The sequence below is a fragment of the Rhodoferax sp. LB1P47 genome, from assembly GCF_056521445.1.
In genome coordinates, this window is sequence record NZ_JBWMAU010000001.1 from 207337 (window position 1) to 223923 (window position 16587).

General features: G+C 64.1%; 13 protein-coding genes. 4 read left to right on the plus strand and 9 right to left on the minus strand.

The window, feature by feature from the left end; translation table 11 throughout:
- Positions 1 to 126 precede the first annotated feature (126 nt).
- From AC0969_RS01000 to AC0969_RS01015, 4 genes are all read right to left on the minus strand, one after another.
- Positions 127 to 1317 carry a HupE/UreJ family protein gene (locus AC0969_RS01000; RefSeq protein ID WP_479622259.1) on the minus strand — a complete coding sequence of 397 codons (1191 nt, stop codon included), beginning with the start codon at positions 1315 to 1317 and terminating at the stop codon, positions 127 to 129.
- Complete coding sequence (locus AC0969_RS01005) at positions 1314 to 2423, minus strand: tetratricopeptide repeat protein (protein ID WP_479622260.1); 1110 nt, start codon at positions 2421 to 2423, stop codon at positions 1314 to 1316. The genes AC0969_RS01000 and AC0969_RS01005 overlap by 4 nt, the downstream gene beginning before the upstream one ends.
- A gap of 130 nt (positions 2424 to 2553) precedes the next feature.
- A complete protein-coding gene (locus AC0969_RS01010) occupies positions 2554 to 2808 on the minus strand; it encodes a hypothetical protein (protein ID WP_479622261.1) in 255 nt (84 codons plus the stop codon).
- 9 nt (positions 2809 to 2817) lie between these two features.
- Positions 2818 to 4449 (minus strand): DUF4331 domain-containing protein, encoded by a 1632-nt coding sequence (locus tag AC0969_RS01015; protein ID WP_479622262.1) that lies wholly within the window; start codon positions 4447 to 4449, stop codon positions 2818 to 2820.
- Positions 4450 to 4831: 382 nt separating this feature from the next.
- On the opposite strand from AC0969_RS01015, the gene AC0969_RS01020 reads away from it, so the two are divergent.
- Positions 4832 to 6391 carry a methyl-accepting chemotaxis protein gene (locus AC0969_RS01020; RefSeq protein ID WP_479622263.1) on the plus strand — a complete coding sequence of 520 codons (1560 nt, stop codon included), beginning with the start codon at positions 4832 to 4834 and terminating at the stop codon, positions 6389 to 6391.
- 14 nt (positions 6392 to 6405) lie between these two features.
- On the plus strand, positions 6406 to 8589 hold the full coding sequence (locus AC0969_RS01025) for a putative bifunctional diguanylate cyclase/phosphodiesterase (protein WP_479622264.1): 2184 nt from the start codon (positions 6406 to 6408) through the stop codon (positions 8587 to 8589).
- Positions 8590 to 8620: 31 nt separating this feature from the next.
- Here the strand turns inward: AC0969_RS01025 and queF are convergent, their stop codons facing one another.
- From queF to AC0969_RS01045, 4 genes are all read right to left on the minus strand, one after another.
- A complete protein-coding gene (queF, locus tag AC0969_RS01030; protein WP_479622265.1) occupies positions 8621 to 9478 on the minus strand; it encodes an NADPH-dependent 7-cyano-7-deazaguanine reductase QueF in 858 nt (285 codons plus the stop codon).
- A 64-nt stretch (positions 9479 to 9542) separates the two neighbouring features.
- Positions 9543 to 10412 (minus strand): 2OG-Fe(II) oxygenase, encoded by an 870-nt coding sequence (locus tag AC0969_RS01035; protein WP_479622266.1) that lies wholly within the window; start codon positions 10410 to 10412, stop codon positions 9543 to 9545.
- Positions 10405 to 11190, minus strand: coding sequence for a peroxide stress protein YaaA (yaaA, locus tag AC0969_RS01040; RefSeq protein WP_479622267.1), 786 nt, complete (start codon positions 11188 to 11190; stop codon positions 10405 to 10407). The genes AC0969_RS01035 and yaaA overlap by 8 nt, the downstream gene beginning before the upstream one ends.
- 51 nt (positions 11191 to 11241) lie before the next feature.
- Positions 11242 to 11751, minus strand: a complete 510-nt coding sequence (locus AC0969_RS01045; protein WP_479622268.1) for a hypothetical protein — start codon at positions 11749 to 11751, stop codon at positions 11242 to 11244.
- 126 nt (positions 11752 to 11877) lie between these two features.
- Here AC0969_RS01045 and AC0969_RS01050 point away from each other — a divergent pair, with 126 nt between their 5' ends.
- Entirely contained in the window at positions 11878 to 13245 is a 1368-nt protein-coding gene (locus AC0969_RS01050; RefSeq protein ID WP_479622269.1) for an esterase-like activity of phytase family protein, read from the plus strand.
- A gap of 112 nt (positions 13246 to 13357) precedes the next feature.
- On the plus strand, positions 13358 to 16225 hold the full coding sequence (locus AC0969_RS01055) for a valine--tRNA ligase (RefSeq protein WP_479622270.1): 2868 nt from the start codon (positions 13358 to 13360) through the stop codon (positions 16223 to 16225).
- 55 nt (positions 16226 to 16280) lie between these two features.
- On the opposite strand, the gene AC0969_RS01060 is transcribed toward AC0969_RS01055, so the two are convergent.
- Entirely contained in the window at positions 16281 to 16508 is a 228-nt protein-coding gene (locus AC0969_RS01060) for a sulfurtransferase TusA family protein (protein WP_479622271.1), read from the minus strand.
- Positions 16509 to 16587 lie beyond the last annotated feature (79 nt).

Consider the following 16587-nt stretch of genomic DNA (forward strand, 5'->3'; position numbering starts at 1 on the left):
ATCAATATCTCCTGTAAGTGGCTGGCAATGATTTATACGCCTTTGCACGATCAAATCAATCGGCAACTACGTCGCAGTCCATCAGAACATACCGCACCCATTCTTGGTAGGGGTCGTGCCCCCCCCTCACACCACCCGCAGCCAAAACCAATACACCGCCAGCCCCACCAGCAGCGACGAGCCACCGCGCACCACCACGCTGCCATACCAAGGCTGGCGCACCACCAGCTGCGACAACAGCACCCAGGCCGCCACGGCGGTGAGCTGGCCTGCCTCCACCCCCAGGTTGAACCCGGCTAGCGCCCAGGGCAGCAGGCCTGCGGGGGCGGCGGCTTCGATCAGCAAACCGGCAAAGCCGTAGCCGTGGACCAGGCCAAACACCAGCGCCAGGCGCTCGGCACGCAGCAGCGGCACGGGGTAGATGTTGAGCAACGCGGTAAAGGCGATGGACGCAGCGATGACCGGCTCGACCCACGCCGGAGAGGCACTGGTAAAGCCCAGGGTGGCCAGCACCAGGGTGATGGAATGGCCGATGGTGAAGGCGGTGATGGTGCGCAGCAGCGGCCACCAGGGGTTCGCGTCGGGGCTTGGCACAGGCGCGGTGGGTGGCCGCCCGCCCCCACCCCGACCCTCCCCCTTGGAGGGAGGGAGTGAATGCATGACCCCCTCCCCCGCCGGGGGAGGGTTGGGGTGGGGGCTGCGTCCCAGACGCAGTTGCAGCGGCAACACCAGGGCCAGCAGAAAGGCCATGTGGTCGTAGCCCTCCAGCAGGTGGTGCATGCCGAGTTGCAGGTACTCCCACACCGTCTGCGCCCTGCCGCGCGGGGCGCTGGCCTGGCGCAGCAGCAGGGGCGTGGCTTGCTGCGGCGCTGCGGTGGCCAGCAGGTCGTGGCCATCCACCCGGCCGGTGACGATCAGGCGGTGGTTGCTGTCGGCGTTGGCGAACAGGCTGTAGCGCAGGGCCAGGGCTGTGCCGGGCGGGCAATGGGCCGGGCTGGTGGCGCGCAAGTACGCACCGTCGCTGCGGGTTTCCAGGCCATCAAACGTCCATTGCAATGTGCAGCCCTCCAGCGCCGCGTGGCTTTGCAGCTGGGCCAGGGCGGCGGGGGTGGCGGCCTGCACTTCGGCCCAGGTGAGGTTGCCGTCGGCGTTGGCATCCAGCGGGATCAGCAGGTCCAGGTCCTTCAGGGCCACCGAGAGTTGCACCGCTATGGCACTGCCCTGCTCGCGCACGTCCAGGTAGGCATCGCTGCCTTTGTGGGCCCAGGCGGGGGCGCTCACATAACAAGCCAACAGGATGGCGAACAGCTTCTTCATGGCTGACTCCGTGCATCTTTCATGCCAATTTTCTGCATTTGCGCATGCAATGCATCCACGGCAACCGGGTCTTTGGCGGCGCGGGCGCTTTGCAGGGCAATCCACCAGTCGATGGGTTCGCGTTGCAAATCCAGGTTGCGGCGGGCGATGGCCAGGGCAGCAGGGGCATCGCTGTCCAGCCACAGGGCGACCAGGGCTTGCTCGCGGCCATGCAGGGCCAGGTTGTCGCCCCTGCGGGCCAGCTCAGTGTTCCACTCGCGTAGGGTGGCGCGCAGGGTTTTCCAGTCGGGGTTGTCCAGGCGGCGCAAGGCGGTGGCTTGGCGCAGCAGCACGGCATCGGTGGGGGGCAGCGGCTGGAGCACGGCCAATGCCTGGGCGGGTTTACCGGTGCGCAGCAGCAGGTCGCTCAGGGCGATACTGGTGTAGAGGTCGGGCTCGGCTTGCAGGCTGCGCTGGTAGGCGACCAGGGCGGCGGCATCCCGGCCCGCGCGTTCTTCGCTCTCGGCCAGCAGCGATTGCAACCAGCTGGTTTGTGACGGGTCTTGCGTAGCGGCCAGCAGCTGGGTGAAGCCGGTGCGGGCGGCGGTGGTCTGGCCCTGGAGCGACTGGGTTTCCAGCTGGCAGGCCTGGGCGTACAGGGCCTGCCCGGCGCGGGCCACGGCGGCGCAGGCTTGCAGGGATGCGGCGTACTGGCCCGACAAACGCTCCAACGCCGCCAGGTTCAGCCAGCCCTGCGCGTGGCGGGGGTTGCGCTGCAAGGCGGCGGTGAGCACGCTGCGGGCGGCGGCAAAGTCGTGCCGCCCCTGCTGCACGGTGGCTTGCAGCACGGCCAAGTCCACCGGCGCGTCGGCCTGGTCCCACCACGGGGCCAGCGCGGCCTGGGCCCGGCCCCAGTAGCGGGTGTCGCCGGTTTGGCGGGCGGTGGCGATGTGGGCGCGGGCCTGGGTGGCAGCGGCCAGGGGGTCGGAGTTGACCACGGTGGCAGGCCGCACCCGGGTGATGGTGGGTAGGCGCTCGACCACCTCGTCGGCCCGGCTCGGGTGCAGCGGGGTGGCGGCAAAGGCGGGGCTGCACAGCAGGGCCATGATCAGAAAAGTGGTGCGCATGGGTTTGCTATTTAAATGAGAGCTACTTGCGCAGATGATATATGCGCTTGGGGCTGTTTTTACCTATAAGCGCTGTGCCCCCACCCCGGCCCTCCCCAGGCGGGGGAGGGAGCAAGGCAGGGGGGTTGCGTCAGATCTCCGCTGGCTCGTCCGAGTCGCTGGTGGCCAGTACCGTATCCGCCAGCTCCACCGGGTCGCGGCTGTCACTGGTGCTGGCGATCTGGGCCTGACCGAAGGCGATCACGTCGCCCACTTGGGTTTGCACGGCCAGCGGCACTTCGGTGGTGCCAGGTACAAGCTGGGCAACCGGCGTACCGTCTCCGCCACCACCGCACGCGGCCAACAAGACGAACACCAACGGCGTTGCTTTGTGAAAGTTCAACATGGTGCGTCCTTAGTAGGTGGCAGAGCCAGAGTTGGGGGTATTCAGGTACGGGAAGCGGCTGAGAAACGGCACCGTGGCCTGGTCCACGGCGTCGTGGATGTTGGCCGACTGGCCGCCCAGCGGCACGCTGGAGGCTTTGCAGGCCGAGGTCAGGCTGGGCACGCCGGGCACACCGTTCAGGCCCAAGCTGTTGTTGTCGCCGTTGATGACGCACAGGCCGCCCAGCACGGCCACCAGGGCGATATCCACCACGTCGTCTTTGGGGCGGCGGCCATTGGGGAAGCCCGCCAAATCTACCGCTTGCGCCAGGTTGGCCGTGCCGCCCACGCGCAGCACTTCACCGGCTACGCCCAGGCGGTTTTGGCTGGCAAACGGCACCGGGGCGATGGCGGTGTTCAGGCGCAGCACCTCAGACGGCGTGGCGCTGGTGGGCTTGTTGACCCCGGCAATGCCGGTCAAGAACACGGTGGCCAGGTCGGTGCGCGGCAGGTTGGTGGGGGCCACGGCGGTGGCATTGCCGGCCAGCACCACACCCAGCAGGGCGGGCAGCGTGGGGTTAGTGACGTAGGTCAAGAACTGGGCGTCGTCCTGCGGCTTGGAGGCGTTGAACTTGTCTTTGTCGGGCAGGCCGATGACCAGCTCGTTGACCAGCGGGTTGCCCAGGCGCGACACCTGCACCCAGGCGCCTCCGGCTTTTTCGCTGGCCTGGTGGCCCATGCCGGGCTTGCCGTTGAGCAAGCGCGCCTGGCGCAGGCTGGCAGTGGTCCAGCCGCCGATGACGGGGTCGCTGCCTGCGGTGAGGCAGTCTTTGTGTACTTCGAGCGAGATGGTGGTGATGTTGGCCTTTTGGATCACGTGCTGGCCGCCGTTGCCCGCTGCATCCTTGTTGGCCGGGTCTAGCAAGAAGGCGGTGGGCGCGTTGACCAGGTCAAACACCGTGCCCAGGTTGACGGCAAAGCCCTCTTGGCGTTGGCCCACAAACACCTTGCCTACATCTTTGCCCGCCGGGCAGCCGGGGATTTTGATGCTGTGGATGTGCTTTTGGGCGTAGGTTTCATACGCGGCGCTGTCACCCAGGGTTTTGCTGCCGATGTAGTCCACCGGCTTCTCAAAGGTCTTGCTGCCATCGGCCTTGGTCACGGCGGCCACGCTGCCTTTGCGGCGGTCGCCGCGCACCACGTTGACGGTGTAGCTCTCGTTGAGGTTCAGGTTGGCATCGTTCAGGTTGGCTACGGCACCGGCCTGGATCAGCGGAATCGCCACGCTGGCGCTGCCGATGGCCAGGGCCACGCTGTTGAGCTTGTTGTTGAAGCGGAACTGGAAGCTCAGGTCTTCTTTGGCATCGCCGTTGTTGTCGAGGTGGATCTCGTACAGCGCGTTGGGGTCCATCGCAAAGTAGTTGGGCCCGCCGTAGGGCGACTGCAGCGGCTGGTAGTTGGCGATCAGGGTCACGTAGTCGGATCGGCCGCCGCTGCCGTTGCTGGCCACGCCCTCGTAGCTGCGGAACATGTAGAAGTCGGTGCCGTCCACCTTCGGCGCGGTGGTGATGAACGGCGCCTCGCGGTGGCTGGAGGCAAAGGCCGCGCTGCTCAGCGCGAGTAACAGGCACGCGGCGGTGATGGGGTTGCGTTTGAAGTGCATGGTGATCTCCTGGTGGGGTTGTCCATTGGGTGCAATGGTTTGATGGATACGCAGGTGGCTTCACCGTAGATTCACATCCGCACAATATTTCTCAAAATTATGGGTAGTGCAACGGGTTGTTGCTATCATTTAAATAGCTATTCATGCATATTGAATATGCGCTAGGGTCACTTTTAGTTTGCTAAATTTAATTAAGCGCAGCATGAACGCCCTTCATGTACCCCCATCCGCAGCCCGACTGCACCGGGGTTGGCACACCACAGCGTATTTGACCTGGATCAAGCGAACGCCAACCAGCCCAGCCATAGCTTGAAACCCGCCACCAACTCCCGCCTAATTGGGACTTTTACCCAATGTAGTTACCACTACGAAGAAAAGTCTTATGCGATCCAACCTGCCCGTTACCCAGCAAGAGTACGACTACCCGTTGACCGAAATGCTGGTGTCCACCACCGACACCCGGGGCATCCTCACCCACTGCAATGGCGCATTTGTGCAGGTCAGCGGATTTACCTACGACGAGCTGATCGGTCAGCCGCACAACATGATCCGCCACCCCGACATGCCAGCCGAGGCATTCAAAGACATGTGGAGCACCATCGGCCACGGCCGCCCCTGGACCGGCATGGTGAAAAACCGGCGCAAGGACGGCAGCTTTTACTGGGTGCAGGCCAACGTCACCCCCATCATGGACGGCCGCAAGCCGCGCGGCTATATGTCGGTGCGCACCAAGCCCAGCCACCAGCAGGTGCAGGATGCCGAAGCCCTGTACGCCCGCATGCGCAGCGAACGGACCGCCAACCGCCCTACTTTTGCGCTGCGCGCCGGTGTGGTGCGCCCCTTGGGCTGGCGCGGTACGCTGAGCGGACTGGCCAGCGTCGGCATGACCCAGCGCTACATGCTGGTGCTGGCGGCCATGGTCGGCGTGGGTTTGTTGCCGCTGCTGCTGGGGGTGCAGGGCCAGATGGGGCTGCTGCTGCAAGTCGGCCTGCAACTGGCCTGCGCGGCGGTGATGGTGCTGTGGTTCAAGAGCCATGTGTCGGATGTGGTGCAAGAAGCCGAGCGCTTTGCCAGCGACCTGTCGGGCTGCAACCTCAACACCACGATTGCACTGAACTACCCTGCGCCACTGGGCTCGCTGGTACGCTGCCTGTGGCAAATCAAGATCAATATGCGGGCCGTGATTGGCGATGTAAACACCGAAATCAACGGCTTTACCCAGGTCGCCGCCGAAATCGCCTCGGGCAGCCTGGATTTATCGGAACGCACCGAGTCGCAGGCCAGCAGCCTGCAACAAACCGCAGCCAGCATGGAGCAACTGTCCGGCACGGTGCAGCAGACCGCCGACACCGCCCTACAGGTGGCGCAGCAAAGCGACAAGAGCACCCACGTGGCCACCCGGGGCGGTGAAGCCGTGCACCAGGTAGGCCTGGCAATGCAGAACATCGACGCATCGTCCAAAAAGGTGCAGGAAATCATTGGCGTGATCGAAAGCATTGCCTTTCAGACCAACATCCTGGCGCTCAACGCCGCCGTCGAAGCCGCCCGCGCGGGGGAACAAGGCCGGGGCTTTGCGGTAGTGGCTACCGAGGTCCGTGCCCTGGCGCAACGCAGCGCAGTGGCGGCCCGCGAGATCCGCACGCTGATTGCCCAATCGGCCGAGCAGATTGCGGCTGGCAGCCACCAGATGAGCGATGCCGGGCGCACCATCGACGAAGTGGTAGCGTCGGTCAAGGAGGTGGGCGCGCTGATCCGCCAGATCACCCGCGCCACCGTCGAACAGTCGGGCGGCATCGCCCAGGTGAACGAGGCGGTGAACCAGCTGGACGCCGTGACCCAGCAAAACGCCGCCCTGGTCGAACAGTCTGCTGCCTCCGCCGAGGGCCTGAGCGACAGCAGCCGTACGCTGGCCCGCTCGGTGCAAGTGTTTCACCTGGCGTGATTCACCCCAATACCTTGAAAACCGCCACCACCCCGCTGACCCGGCCGCACCGGGTCAGCAGACCGCTGCGCCACGCCAGCCAAATGACCGAGGTACTGGCAGCCACGCGCAATTGCCAGTTCGAGCCAGCACTGAACTCGCTGTGGAGCCAGATAGCCATCATTGACCAGCGCGGCGTAATCCACTATGTCAACCAGGACTGGATCGATTTCGGCACCCGCAACGGCATGGCCGAAGACCACCAGTGGATCGGCCGCAACTACCTGCGTGTGTGCCAAGCCTTCAACGCCGCCGGGGCTGACCAGGAAGCCCCTGTAGATGGCATCCGCAGAGTGCTCAACGGCATGGCCACTACTTTTGACGGCGAATACGCCTGCCACAGCCCTGACGAGAAACGCTGGTTCGTCATGCGGGTCATGCCTTTGCATACCCACCCGGGGCTGTACGTGGTGTCCCACCACAACGTCACGGGGCGCAAGGAGCAACTGTTAGCAGGCCAGACGGCGCTGGAAGAATCCGCCCTGCACAGCCAGGCCATTCTGGACAATATGGTGGATGGCGTTATCACCATCGATGTCCGGGGACGGATTCAAACCTTCAACCAGGCCGCCAGCCAGATTTTCAACTACACCCTGGGCGAAGTGCTGGAGCGCAATGTATCCATGCTGATGCCCGCGCCGCATCGCAGCCACCACGATGGCTATCTGCAGTACTTCCAGCGCACCGGCGAAGCCCGCATCATCGGCAAGCCGCGCGAGGTGGAGGGTGTGCGCAAGAATGGTGAAGTGTTCGCTATGAGCCTGTCGGTCTCGCAGATCACGCGCTCCGGGCAGCCCACGTTCATCGGCATCGTGCGCGACATCACTGAGCGCCGACTGCACGACGAGGAAATCCGCCGGCTGGCTTTTTACGATCCGCTGACTGGGCTGCCGAACCGGCGCCTGCTGATGGACCGCCTGCACAAAGCGACGGCTAGCTCCTGCCGCAGCCTACAGCATGGCGCGGTGATGCTTTTAGACCTGGACCATTTCAAGCAGCTCAATGACAGCTGGGGCCATGACATGGGCGACGAGCTACTGCAACAGGTCGCCACCCGCCTGAACGCCTGCGTGCGTGAAGCCGACAGCGTGGCCCGCCTGGGCGGCGATGAATTTGTGCTGTTGCTGGAGGCCTTGAGCCCGCATGCCCCCGAGGCGGTAACCCAGGCCGAAGCCATTGCCAACAAAATTCTTTACTCCCTAGGGCAAAGCTACAAACTGCGCGGCCTGATCTATGACAGCACGCCCAGCATCGGCATTGTGCTGTTCGCCCGGGACCAGGAAAGCATGGAGGATCTGCTGAAGAAAGCCGACGTAGCCATGTACCAGGCCAAATCGGCAGGCCGTAACACCGCCTGCTTTTACGACCCCGCCATGCAGGCCACCGCCATGGCCCGTACCGAGTTGGCGCGCGACATGCGCCAGGGTCTGAGCACCCAGCAATTTGTGTTGCACTACCAAATCCAGGTAGACAGCAATGGCGCACCCACCGGTGCCGAAGCCCTGGTGCGCTGGCAGCACCCCCTGCGTGGCCGCATCGCGCCGGGCGACTTCATCCCGCTGGCCGAGGAAACCGGCCTAATCCTGCCCCTGGGCCAATGGGTGCTGGAGACCGCCTGCGCCCAGTTGCAGACCTGGGCCCACAACCCCGCCACCGGCCACTGGAGCATGGCGGTCAACGTCAGCGCCGTGCAGTTCGCCCAGGCCGACTTCGTGGCCCACGTAACTGCGGCGCTGGCCAAGACCGGTGCCCGACCGCAGCTACTCAAGCTGGAGCTAACCGAAAGCATGCTGGTCAACGATGTGGATGACGTGATCGCCAAGATGAACGCCCTCAAGGCCTATGGCGTGAACTTTTCTCTGGACGACTTCGGCACCGGCTACTCATCGCTGTCGCACCTCAAAAGCCTGCCGCTGGACCAGTTGAAGATCGACCAGTCCTTCGTGCGCAATGTACTGACCGACCACAGCGATGCCGTGATCGCCCGCACCATCGTGGCGCTGGGCCACAACCTGGGCCTGAAAGTCATCGCCGAAGGGGTGGAAACCGCCGAGCAGCGCCACTTTCTGGTCGGCATTGGCTGTGACGCTTTCCAGGGCTACTACTTTGGGCGGCCGGAACCAGTGCCCCTGCTGGAGCAGCGGGCCCAGAGCGCCTGAAAGGTGGCAGCCAGACCCGGCTGAACCGGATTTACTGCCGCGCGGTGCGCACGTTGCCCGGCAACGCGCCGGGGTGGCTGGTGCGAAACGGGTTGATGTCCAGCCCGCCGCGCCGGGTGTAGCGGGCGTACACCGTGAGCTTGATGGGCTGGCAGCGGGTCCACAGCTCCATGAAGATGCGCTCCACGCACTGCTCGTGGAATTCGTTGTGGTTGCGGAAGCTGACCAGGTATTTCAACAGGCCGGCCTGGTCGATTTGCGGGCCGGTGTAGCTGATTTGCACGCTGCCCCAGTCGGGCTGGCCGGTGACCAGGCAGTTGCTTTTCAGCAGGTTGCTGGTCAGCACCTCGGTAACCGGGGCTTCGTCTGTGGTGGCGCTGAGCAGCGTGGGGTCGGGGCTGTAGGTGTCGAAATCCATGTCCAACCGGTCCAGGCTCAGGCCGTCCAGCTCGTGCACCGGCTCGCGGTCGAACATCTCGGGCAGCAGGATGCGCACGCCCACCGTGGCGGGGGTGGCACTGCCGCGCCAGGCGGCTTCGCTGATGTCGGTGCGGATGCGGGCCTGCACCATCGCGGCATCGGCAAAGCGGGTGTTGTTGAAGCTGTTCAGGTAGAGCTTGAACGACTTGCTCTCGATGATGTTGGGGGTTTCACACGGCACGGTGATGTGCGCCAGCGCCACCTGCGGCTTGCCGCGCAGGTTCAGCCAGCTCAGCTCAAACGCGGTCCACAAATCCGCCCCGAAGAACGGCGTGGTGACGTCGGCCAGACCGATTTCAGCGCGCTTGGTGGCACGCGGAATGGGGAACAGCAGCGATGCGTCGTACTGGTCGATGTAGGCAGAGGATTTGCCCAGCTGGGACTGGTCGGGGGTGTTCGGGTTGCTCATCGTAGGTTACTCATTTTTTGATAGCTACTAGCGCAAGTAGAACATGCGCCAGAGGCATATTTGGCTATATAAATTCGCGTTCCCGCAACCACTTGGTGGCAATCCACTTTTCACCTGCCCGCACCGGTGCGCCGCCGTGCAGGCTTTGGGTGCAGGGGTGGGGCCGGTCGTAGCTGAAGAACACGGCGTTACCGCGCTGCGGGGCCACCTCCAGCTGCACGTCGGGGAAGGTAGTGGCACCGCCCTGTTCGGGGGCTTGCAGGTAGATGATCAGTGTGGCCACGCGCTGGCCGCCGCGCTCCAGAATGCTGGGCGTGCCGGGCTCGGCCGGGTCAAAGTAGTCGTAGTGCGGCTTGTACTGCGCACCGGGCTGGTAGCGCAGCACCTGCAAGCCTTCGCCGTTTTCCACCGGCCAGTGCAGCAGGCGGGCGATGCGGGCTTCGATGCGCTGCACCAGCGGGTTCTCGCCCCGGGTAAAAAACATGCCGTCGCTGGTGCGGTCTACATGCACTTCTTCGCCGCCGCTCCGGGTTTCTACGGTCAGCGAGCGGCGCAAGTGCGGGCGGGCCAGCGCCACCAGCGCGCTGCATTCCGCATCGCTCAGCAGGCCACCCAACACCACCAGCCGGGGCTGGCGCATGACAGACAGCACGGCCACCTGGCGGTCGCCTGCGTCCAGCCACAGGGGTGCAGCGTCGAGCGCCGGGCTGGGCACGGGCACGGCGGCGGGCCGCTGGCGCTGGTCTTGCACATGCGCGGTCAGGGTGGCGTACACGGCGGCCTGGGCCACATCCGCGTCCCAGCCCGAGGCCTGCATGGACGCCAGCACCACATCGGGCGCAAACCCGGCCTCGGCCTGCGCCACGATCCATTGGCGCAGGGCGGGCGTGGCGGTTTGTGCGGCCGCACCGGGTTTAACGGGAAAGTCAGGCATGGAGCGCTGCGCTGCGGCGGAACACCAGCCGCTCGGGCTGCGACTCGGCCGCCGCATAGGCATAGCCCTCCAGGTTAAAGCCCTGCAACTGCTGCGGCAGGCTCAGTCGGTGCTCGGCGGCATAGCGGGCCATCAGGCCGCGCGCACGTTTGGCCATGAAGCTGATGATCTTGTACTGGCCGTTGCTGCGCAGCTCTTCAAACACGCATTCCACCACCTGGGCCTTGAGCGCCTTGCGGTCTACCGCCTTGAAATACTCAAGGGAGGCCAGATTCACCACCACCGGCGTGGCGTCGGCGCGCAGGCGCTGGTTCAGGTAGTCGGCAATCTGGCTGCCCCAGAACTTGTACAGCGTGGCCCCCTGCGGGTTGGCCAGCCGGATGCCCATCTCCAGCCGGTAGGGCTGCATATAGTCCAGCGGGCGCAGCACGCCGTACAGGCCGCTGAGGATGCACAGGTGCTCTTGCGTCCAAGCCAGCGCGTCGGCAGGCAGCGTGGCGGCGTTCAGCCCGCCGTAGACATCGCCATTGAAGGCCAGCACCGCTTGTTTGGAATTCACGGCGGTGAACTTCGGGCTCCAGGCTTGGTAGCGCGCCACGTTCAGGCCCGACAAGGCATCGCTGAGGTGCATCAGCTCGGAGATTTGCAGGGGCGACTTTTCACGCAGCAGCGCAATCAGTTCGGCCGACTGGGCGGTAAACAGCGGCTGGGTGTGGGGCTGGCCGGTAGCGGGGGTTTCAAAATCCAGGGCCTTGGCAGGCGACAACAAAAACAACATGGGCGGGCATCCTTTGGCGGCCATTATCGACAGGAGCACCGCCACCAACGGCTACCCGGCAAACCAGCCCAGGCGCTTGAGGTGGATATTGGTCCAGCCCACATCGAGCAAGCCGTTTTTGATCTCGCAGGCCGCCGCCTTGCTGGTGGTGCCGCCGTAGGAATTTTTGGCGTAGACGGTCATAGCCAGCACCGTGCCCTCTTTGCGCACATCGCGCGCAGAGGGCGATCCGGGGTCTTTCAGCATGGGCTGGATGAAGGCCAGGCAGGTTTGCGCCTCAGCGTCCAAGGGGTTGCCGGACGGGGCCACGGTGGCCACTGGCGCAGGTGCAAAGGAGTCCGACTGGTTCTGGGCCTTGATGGGCGAGAAGGTTTCCGGGTCGGGCACCACCACCACCCGGCGGCCGGGGTAGAGCACCGCGCCCGTGCCGGTGAAAGGGCAAGCCTGGGTTTGGTAGCTCACCTTGCCGTCGGGCGCAGTGCATTTGTACACCGCCCAAGCCGGTGCCATCGCACACACCACCAGCGCCCCGAGCACCACAGTATTTGCCGTTGTTTTCATGGAAATGCTTTCTAAATGCCTGTAACGCACCGCGACGGCAGCGTGTTGACCGGCCCGCTGTCACAGGGGATTCATCTACACATCCTAGGCTAACAGGCTGCATCCACTCCTACAAAGTTGTCTTCCATGTCCCGTTTTGCACTCTCTGCGCTGGCACTCGCCGCCGCCCTTGTCAGCACCGCCCAAGCCCAAACCGAAGTCACCGCCGTGCTGGCCGGCCACGCCGCCCTGCCCTCCAGCAGCACCGTGGCCGCGCCTGTCGAGGCCGGGCCGCTGTTTGCCACCGCAGGCAAGTTCAGCGCGGGTAACCGCCAGCGCAGCGAAGTGCTGGGCGCGGTGGCCGGGGTGACATTTGTGGGCGACCCCAAATACCCACGCAACTCGGGTGGCAGCCTGCCCATCCAGGGCCAGTCGGTGCAGGGCTTCTCGGGCATCGTGTCGCTGGGCAAAAACCAGTTTCTGGCCCTCACCGACAACGGTTTCGGCAGCAAAATCAATTCGCAAGATGCGCTGCTGATGGTCCACCACGTGCAGGCCGACTGGGCCAGCGGCACCGTGACCCGCCTGCACACCACCTTTTTGCACGACCCCGACCGCAAAGTGCCGTTCCACATCGGCAACGAAAACACCGCCACCCGCTACCTCACCGGCTCGGATTTCGACCCCGAGTCCATCCAGGTGGTGGGCGGCGAATGGTGGATTGGTGACGAGTTTGGCCCCTACATCCTGCGCGTCACGCCCCAGGGCAAGGTGCTGGGCGTGGTGGAAACCGTGGTCGGCGGCAAGCCTGCCCGGGGCCCCGACCACTATATGAACGCCCGCCTGCCCAATTACCCCGGCGATGCAGGCTTTGAAGTGCGCCGCTCGGGTGGTTTCGAGCCTATGGCCCAGTCCATCGACGGAAAAACCGTCTACCCGATGCTGGAATGGCCCATGTGGGATGCCCAAGCCAAAGCCCAAGAAGCCCGCAACGGCAAGCCCTTCACCCGCATTCTGGAGCTGGACGTGGCCAGCCAGCGCTACACCGAACGCCAGTGGAAATACCAGTTTGAAGCCGCCGGCAACGTGGCCGCCGACTTCCAGATGCTGACCACCAGCACCGGCCTGGTGATCGAGCGCGACGATGCCAGCGAAGGCGCAGGCCCCGGCTGCCCCAAGGCCCCGCGCACCGACTGCTTCACCCACCCAGCCAGCTTCAAGCGCGTCTACAAAATCGACTTCAGCCAGCTGGATGCCGATGGCTTTGTCAAGAAGGTGGCCTTCATCGACCTGACCAAAATCAGCAACCCCCAACTGCTGGCCAAGCGCGGCCCGAACGAAGCCAACTTTGTGCTGCCGCACCTGGGCCCCGAAGGCCTGACCGTGGTCGATGCCAAGCACATCGTGCTGGTCAACGACAACAACTTCCCGTTCTCTTCGGGCCGCACCATCGGCCAGCCCGACGACAACGAGCTGACGCTGCTGGACATCTCGGCTTTGGTGGATGCCAAGTAAACCCACTTAAACCCGCTACAGCCGCCCGGTAAAATCCGGGTCACCCTGTAACCCATTCAAACGGCATCCCCAGAGGATGCCGTTTTTCATTCCGCCGAGCAAAGAGCCCCCGATGACCGACACCCTGCAACAACCCGGCCTGAACAGCCTGTCCAAATCCTTTGAACCCGCCGCCCTGGAAGCGCATTGGGGGCCGGAATGGGAGCGCCGGGGCTACGGCGTAGCGGGCTACCGGGGCACGGGCCAGCCGAAAGACGGCGTGGAGGCATTCGCCATCCAGCTGCCACCCCCGAACGTGACCGGCACGCTGCACATGGGCCACGCGTTCAACCAGACCATCATGGACAGCCTGACCCGCTACCACCGCATGCAGGGCCACAACACCGTGTGGGTGCCCGGCACCGACCACGCCGGCATTGCCACCCAAATCGTGGTGGAGCGCCAGTTGCAAACCCAAAAGATCAGCCGCCATGACCTGGGCCGGAAGAACTTTGTGAGCAAGGTATGGGAGTGGAAAGAGGAAAGTGGCAACACCATCACCACCCAGATGCGCCGCATGGGCGACAGCGTGGACTGGAGCCGCGAATACTTCACGATGGACCCCAAGCTGTCCAAAACCGTCACCGAAACCTTTGTGCAGCTGTACGAGCAGGGCCTGATCTACCGGGGCAAGCGCTTGGTCAACTGGGACCCGATTTTGCAAAGCGCGGTGAGCGATCTGGAGGTGGAGAGCGAAGAGCGCGACAGCTTCATGTGGCACATCGAGTACCCGTTCAGCGACGGCCCCCAAACCGCCGCCGACGCCACGCCGATGCGCGGCATGCACATTGCCACCACCCGGCCGGAAACCATGCTGGCCGACGGCGCGCTGGCGGTCCACCCGGAGGACGAACGCTACAAGCACCTCATCGGCAAGATGGTCGATCTGCCGCTGTGCGATCGGCAGATTCCGGTCATCGCCGACGACTATGTAGACCCGACTTTCGGCAGTGGCTGCGTAAAAATCACCGGCGCCCACGACTTCAACGACTACCAGGTCGCCCAGCGCCATAAGCTGCCGTTGATCACCATCTTCACGCTGGACGCGAAGATCAACGAGAACGGCCCCGCGCAATACCGGGGCATGGACCGTTACGACTGCCGCAAAGCCGTGCTGAAAGACCTGGAAGCGCAAGGTTTTCTGCAAAAAGCAGTGCCGCACAAAAACATGGTGCCCGTGTGCGCCCGCACCGGCCAAGTCATCGAACCGATGCTGACCGACCAGTGGTTTGTCGCCATGAGCAAGGTCAGCCCGCAAGACCCCACCGGCAAGTCCATCACCCAAAAAGCCATCGACGCAGTGCAGTCTGGCGAGGTGCAGTTCGTGCCCGAAAACTGGGTCAACACCTACAACCAGTGGATGAACAACATCCAGGACTGGTGCATTTCCCGCCAGCTCTGGTGGGGCCACCAGATTCCGGCCTGGTACGACGAAGACGGCAAGGTCTACGTGGCGCGTGACGAGGCCGAAGCGCAAGCCCAAGCTCCGGGCAAAACCTTGACGCGCGACGCAGACGTGCTGGACACCTGGTACTCCTCCGCACTAGTCCCGTTCTCAACCATGGGCTGGCCCGAGAAGACGCAGGACTACGACCTGTACCTGCCCTCCTCCGTGCTGGTCACCGGCTACGACATCATCTTCTTCTGGGTGGCCCGGATGATCATGATGACCAAGCACTTCACCGGCCAGGTGCCGTTCAAACACGTCTACATCCACGGCCTGGTGCGCGACGCGCAGGGCAAGAAGATGAGCAAGTCCGAAGGCAATGTGCTGGACCCGGTGGACTTGATCGACGGCATTGCGCTGGCCCCCTTGCTGGACAAACGCTCGGTAGGCCTGCGCAAGCCCGAAACCGCGCCCGCCGTGCGCAAGAACACCGAGAAGGAATTCCCCGAGGGCATTCCCGCCTTTGGTGCCGACGCACTGCGCTTTACCTTTGCGTCGCTGGCCTCGCTGGGCCGCAGCATCAACTTCGACAGCAAGCGCTGCGAGGGCTATCGCAACTTCTGCAACAAGCTGTGGAACGCCACCCGCTTCGTGCTGATGCAGTGCGAGGGCCAGGACTGCGGCGTGCTGGAAGACCAGCCTGCCGACACCCTGGACCTGAGCCAGGCCGACCGCTGGATCGTCTCCAAACTACAGCAAGCCGAGGCCGAAGTCGCCAAGGGCTTTGCCGACTACCGCCTGGACAATGTAGCCAACACGATCTACGAATTCGCCTGGAACGAGTTCTGCGACTGGTATTTGGAAATCGCCAAGGTGCAGATCAACACCGGCAGCGATGCACAAAAACGCGCCACCCGCCGCACTCTGATCCGCACGTTAGAAACCCTGCTGCGTCTGGCGCACCCGCTGATCCCGTTCATCACCGAAGAGCTGTGGCAAAAAGTGGCTCCGGTGGCAGGCCGTGCGGGCGAGTCGATCAGCATCGCCGCCTACCCCGTCAGCCAGCCCGAACGCATTGACGAGGCGGCCATTGCGCACATTGCCAAGCTCAAGAGCTTGGTGGATGCCTGCCGCAATCTGCGCGGCGAAATGAGCGTATCCCCCGCCACCCGCATGCCGCTGTACTGCGTGGGCGATGCGACCTTCATGCAGAGCGTTGCACCGGTATTGCAGTCGCTGGCCAAGCTGAGCGAGGTCAAGCTGTTTGACGACGAAGCCGCCTGGCAAGCCGCCGCCCTTGCCGCGCCCACCGTGGTGGCCGGCGACGCACGCCTGTGCCTGCACATGGAGATTGACGTAGAAGCCGAAAAAGCCCGTCTGGGCAAAGAAGCTGCCCGGCTGGAAGGCGAGATCGCCAAGGCACACAACAAGCTGAGCAACGAAGCCTTTGTGGCCAAAGCCCCGCCCGCCGTGATCGCCCTGGAGCGCGGCCGCATCACCGACTTTGGCGCGACGCTGGAGCGCTTGAAAGAGCAGTTGGCCCGCCTGGGCTAAGCGCCTCCTGCCTTACGCCCGCCCCCTCCGGGGGAGGGTCGGGGTGGGGGCACGCCTAGCGCCGTCGCAGGACGTGGATGTAATCGGTCCCCGCCGTTTCCTGCCCCACCAGCTCGTTGCCGGTTTGCTTGGCAAACGCCTGGAAGTCGCGCACCGAACCCGCATCGGTAGACACCACCTTGAGCAACTGGCCGCTTTGCATGTCGGTCAGCGCTTTTTTGGCCTTCAGGATGGGCAGCGGGCAGTTCAGGCCGCGCGTGTCGATTTCTTTGTCTGTCTGCATGGGGCGTTTTCCTTGGGCTAACTACAGCCAATTATTACTACAAAAATTATAGCTACTGGCGCATATTAAATATGCGCTA

Excerpts from the sequence above, each read along its gene's own strand:
- AC0969_RS01000 (WP_479622259.1), bottom strand. The coding sequence starts at position 1,317 with ATGAAGAAGCTGTTCGCCATCCTGTTGGCTTGTTATGTGAGCGCCCCC.
- AC0969_RS01005 (WP_479622260.1), bottom strand. The coding sequence starts at position 2,423 with ATGCGCACCACTTTTCTGATCATGGCCCTGCTGTGCAGCCCCGCCTTT.
- AC0969_RS01010 (WP_479622261.1), bottom strand. The coding sequence starts at position 2,808 with ATGTTGAACTTTCACAAAGCAACGCCGTTGGTGTTCGTCTTGTTGGCC.
- AC0969_RS01015 (WP_479622262.1), bottom strand. The coding sequence starts at position 4,449 with ATGCACTTCAAACGCAACCCCATCACCGCCGCGTGCCTGTTACTCGCG.
- AC0969_RS01020 (WP_479622263.1), top strand. The coding sequence starts at position 4,832 with ATGCGATCCAACCTGCCCGTTACCCAGCAAGAGTACGACTACCCGTTG.
- queF (WP_479622265.1), bottom strand. The coding sequence starts at position 9,478 with ATGAGCAACCCGAACACCCCCGACCAGTCCCAGCTGGGCAAATCCTCT.
- AC0969_RS01035 (WP_479622266.1), bottom strand. The coding sequence starts at position 10,412 with ATGCCTGACTTTCCCGTTAAACCCGGTGCGGCCGCACAAACCGCCACG.
- yaaA (WP_479622267.1), bottom strand. The coding sequence starts at position 11,190 with ATGTTGTTTTTGTTGTCGCCTGCCAAGGCCCTGGATTTTGAAACCCCC.
- AC0969_RS01045 (WP_479622268.1), bottom strand. The coding sequence starts at position 11,751 with ATGAAAACAACGGCAAATACTGTGGTGCTCGGGGCGCTGGTGGTGTGT.
- AC0969_RS01050 (WP_479622269.1), top strand. The coding sequence starts at position 11,878 with ATGTCCCGTTTTGCACTCTCTGCGCTGGCACTCGCCGCCGCCCTTGTC.
- AC0969_RS01055 (WP_479622270.1), top strand. The coding sequence starts at position 13,358 with ATGACCGACACCCTGCAACAACCCGGCCTGAACAGCCTGTCCAAATCC.
- AC0969_RS01060 (WP_479622271.1), bottom strand. The coding sequence starts at position 16,508 with ATGCAGACAGACAAAGAAATCGACACGCGCGGCCTGAACTGCCCGCTG.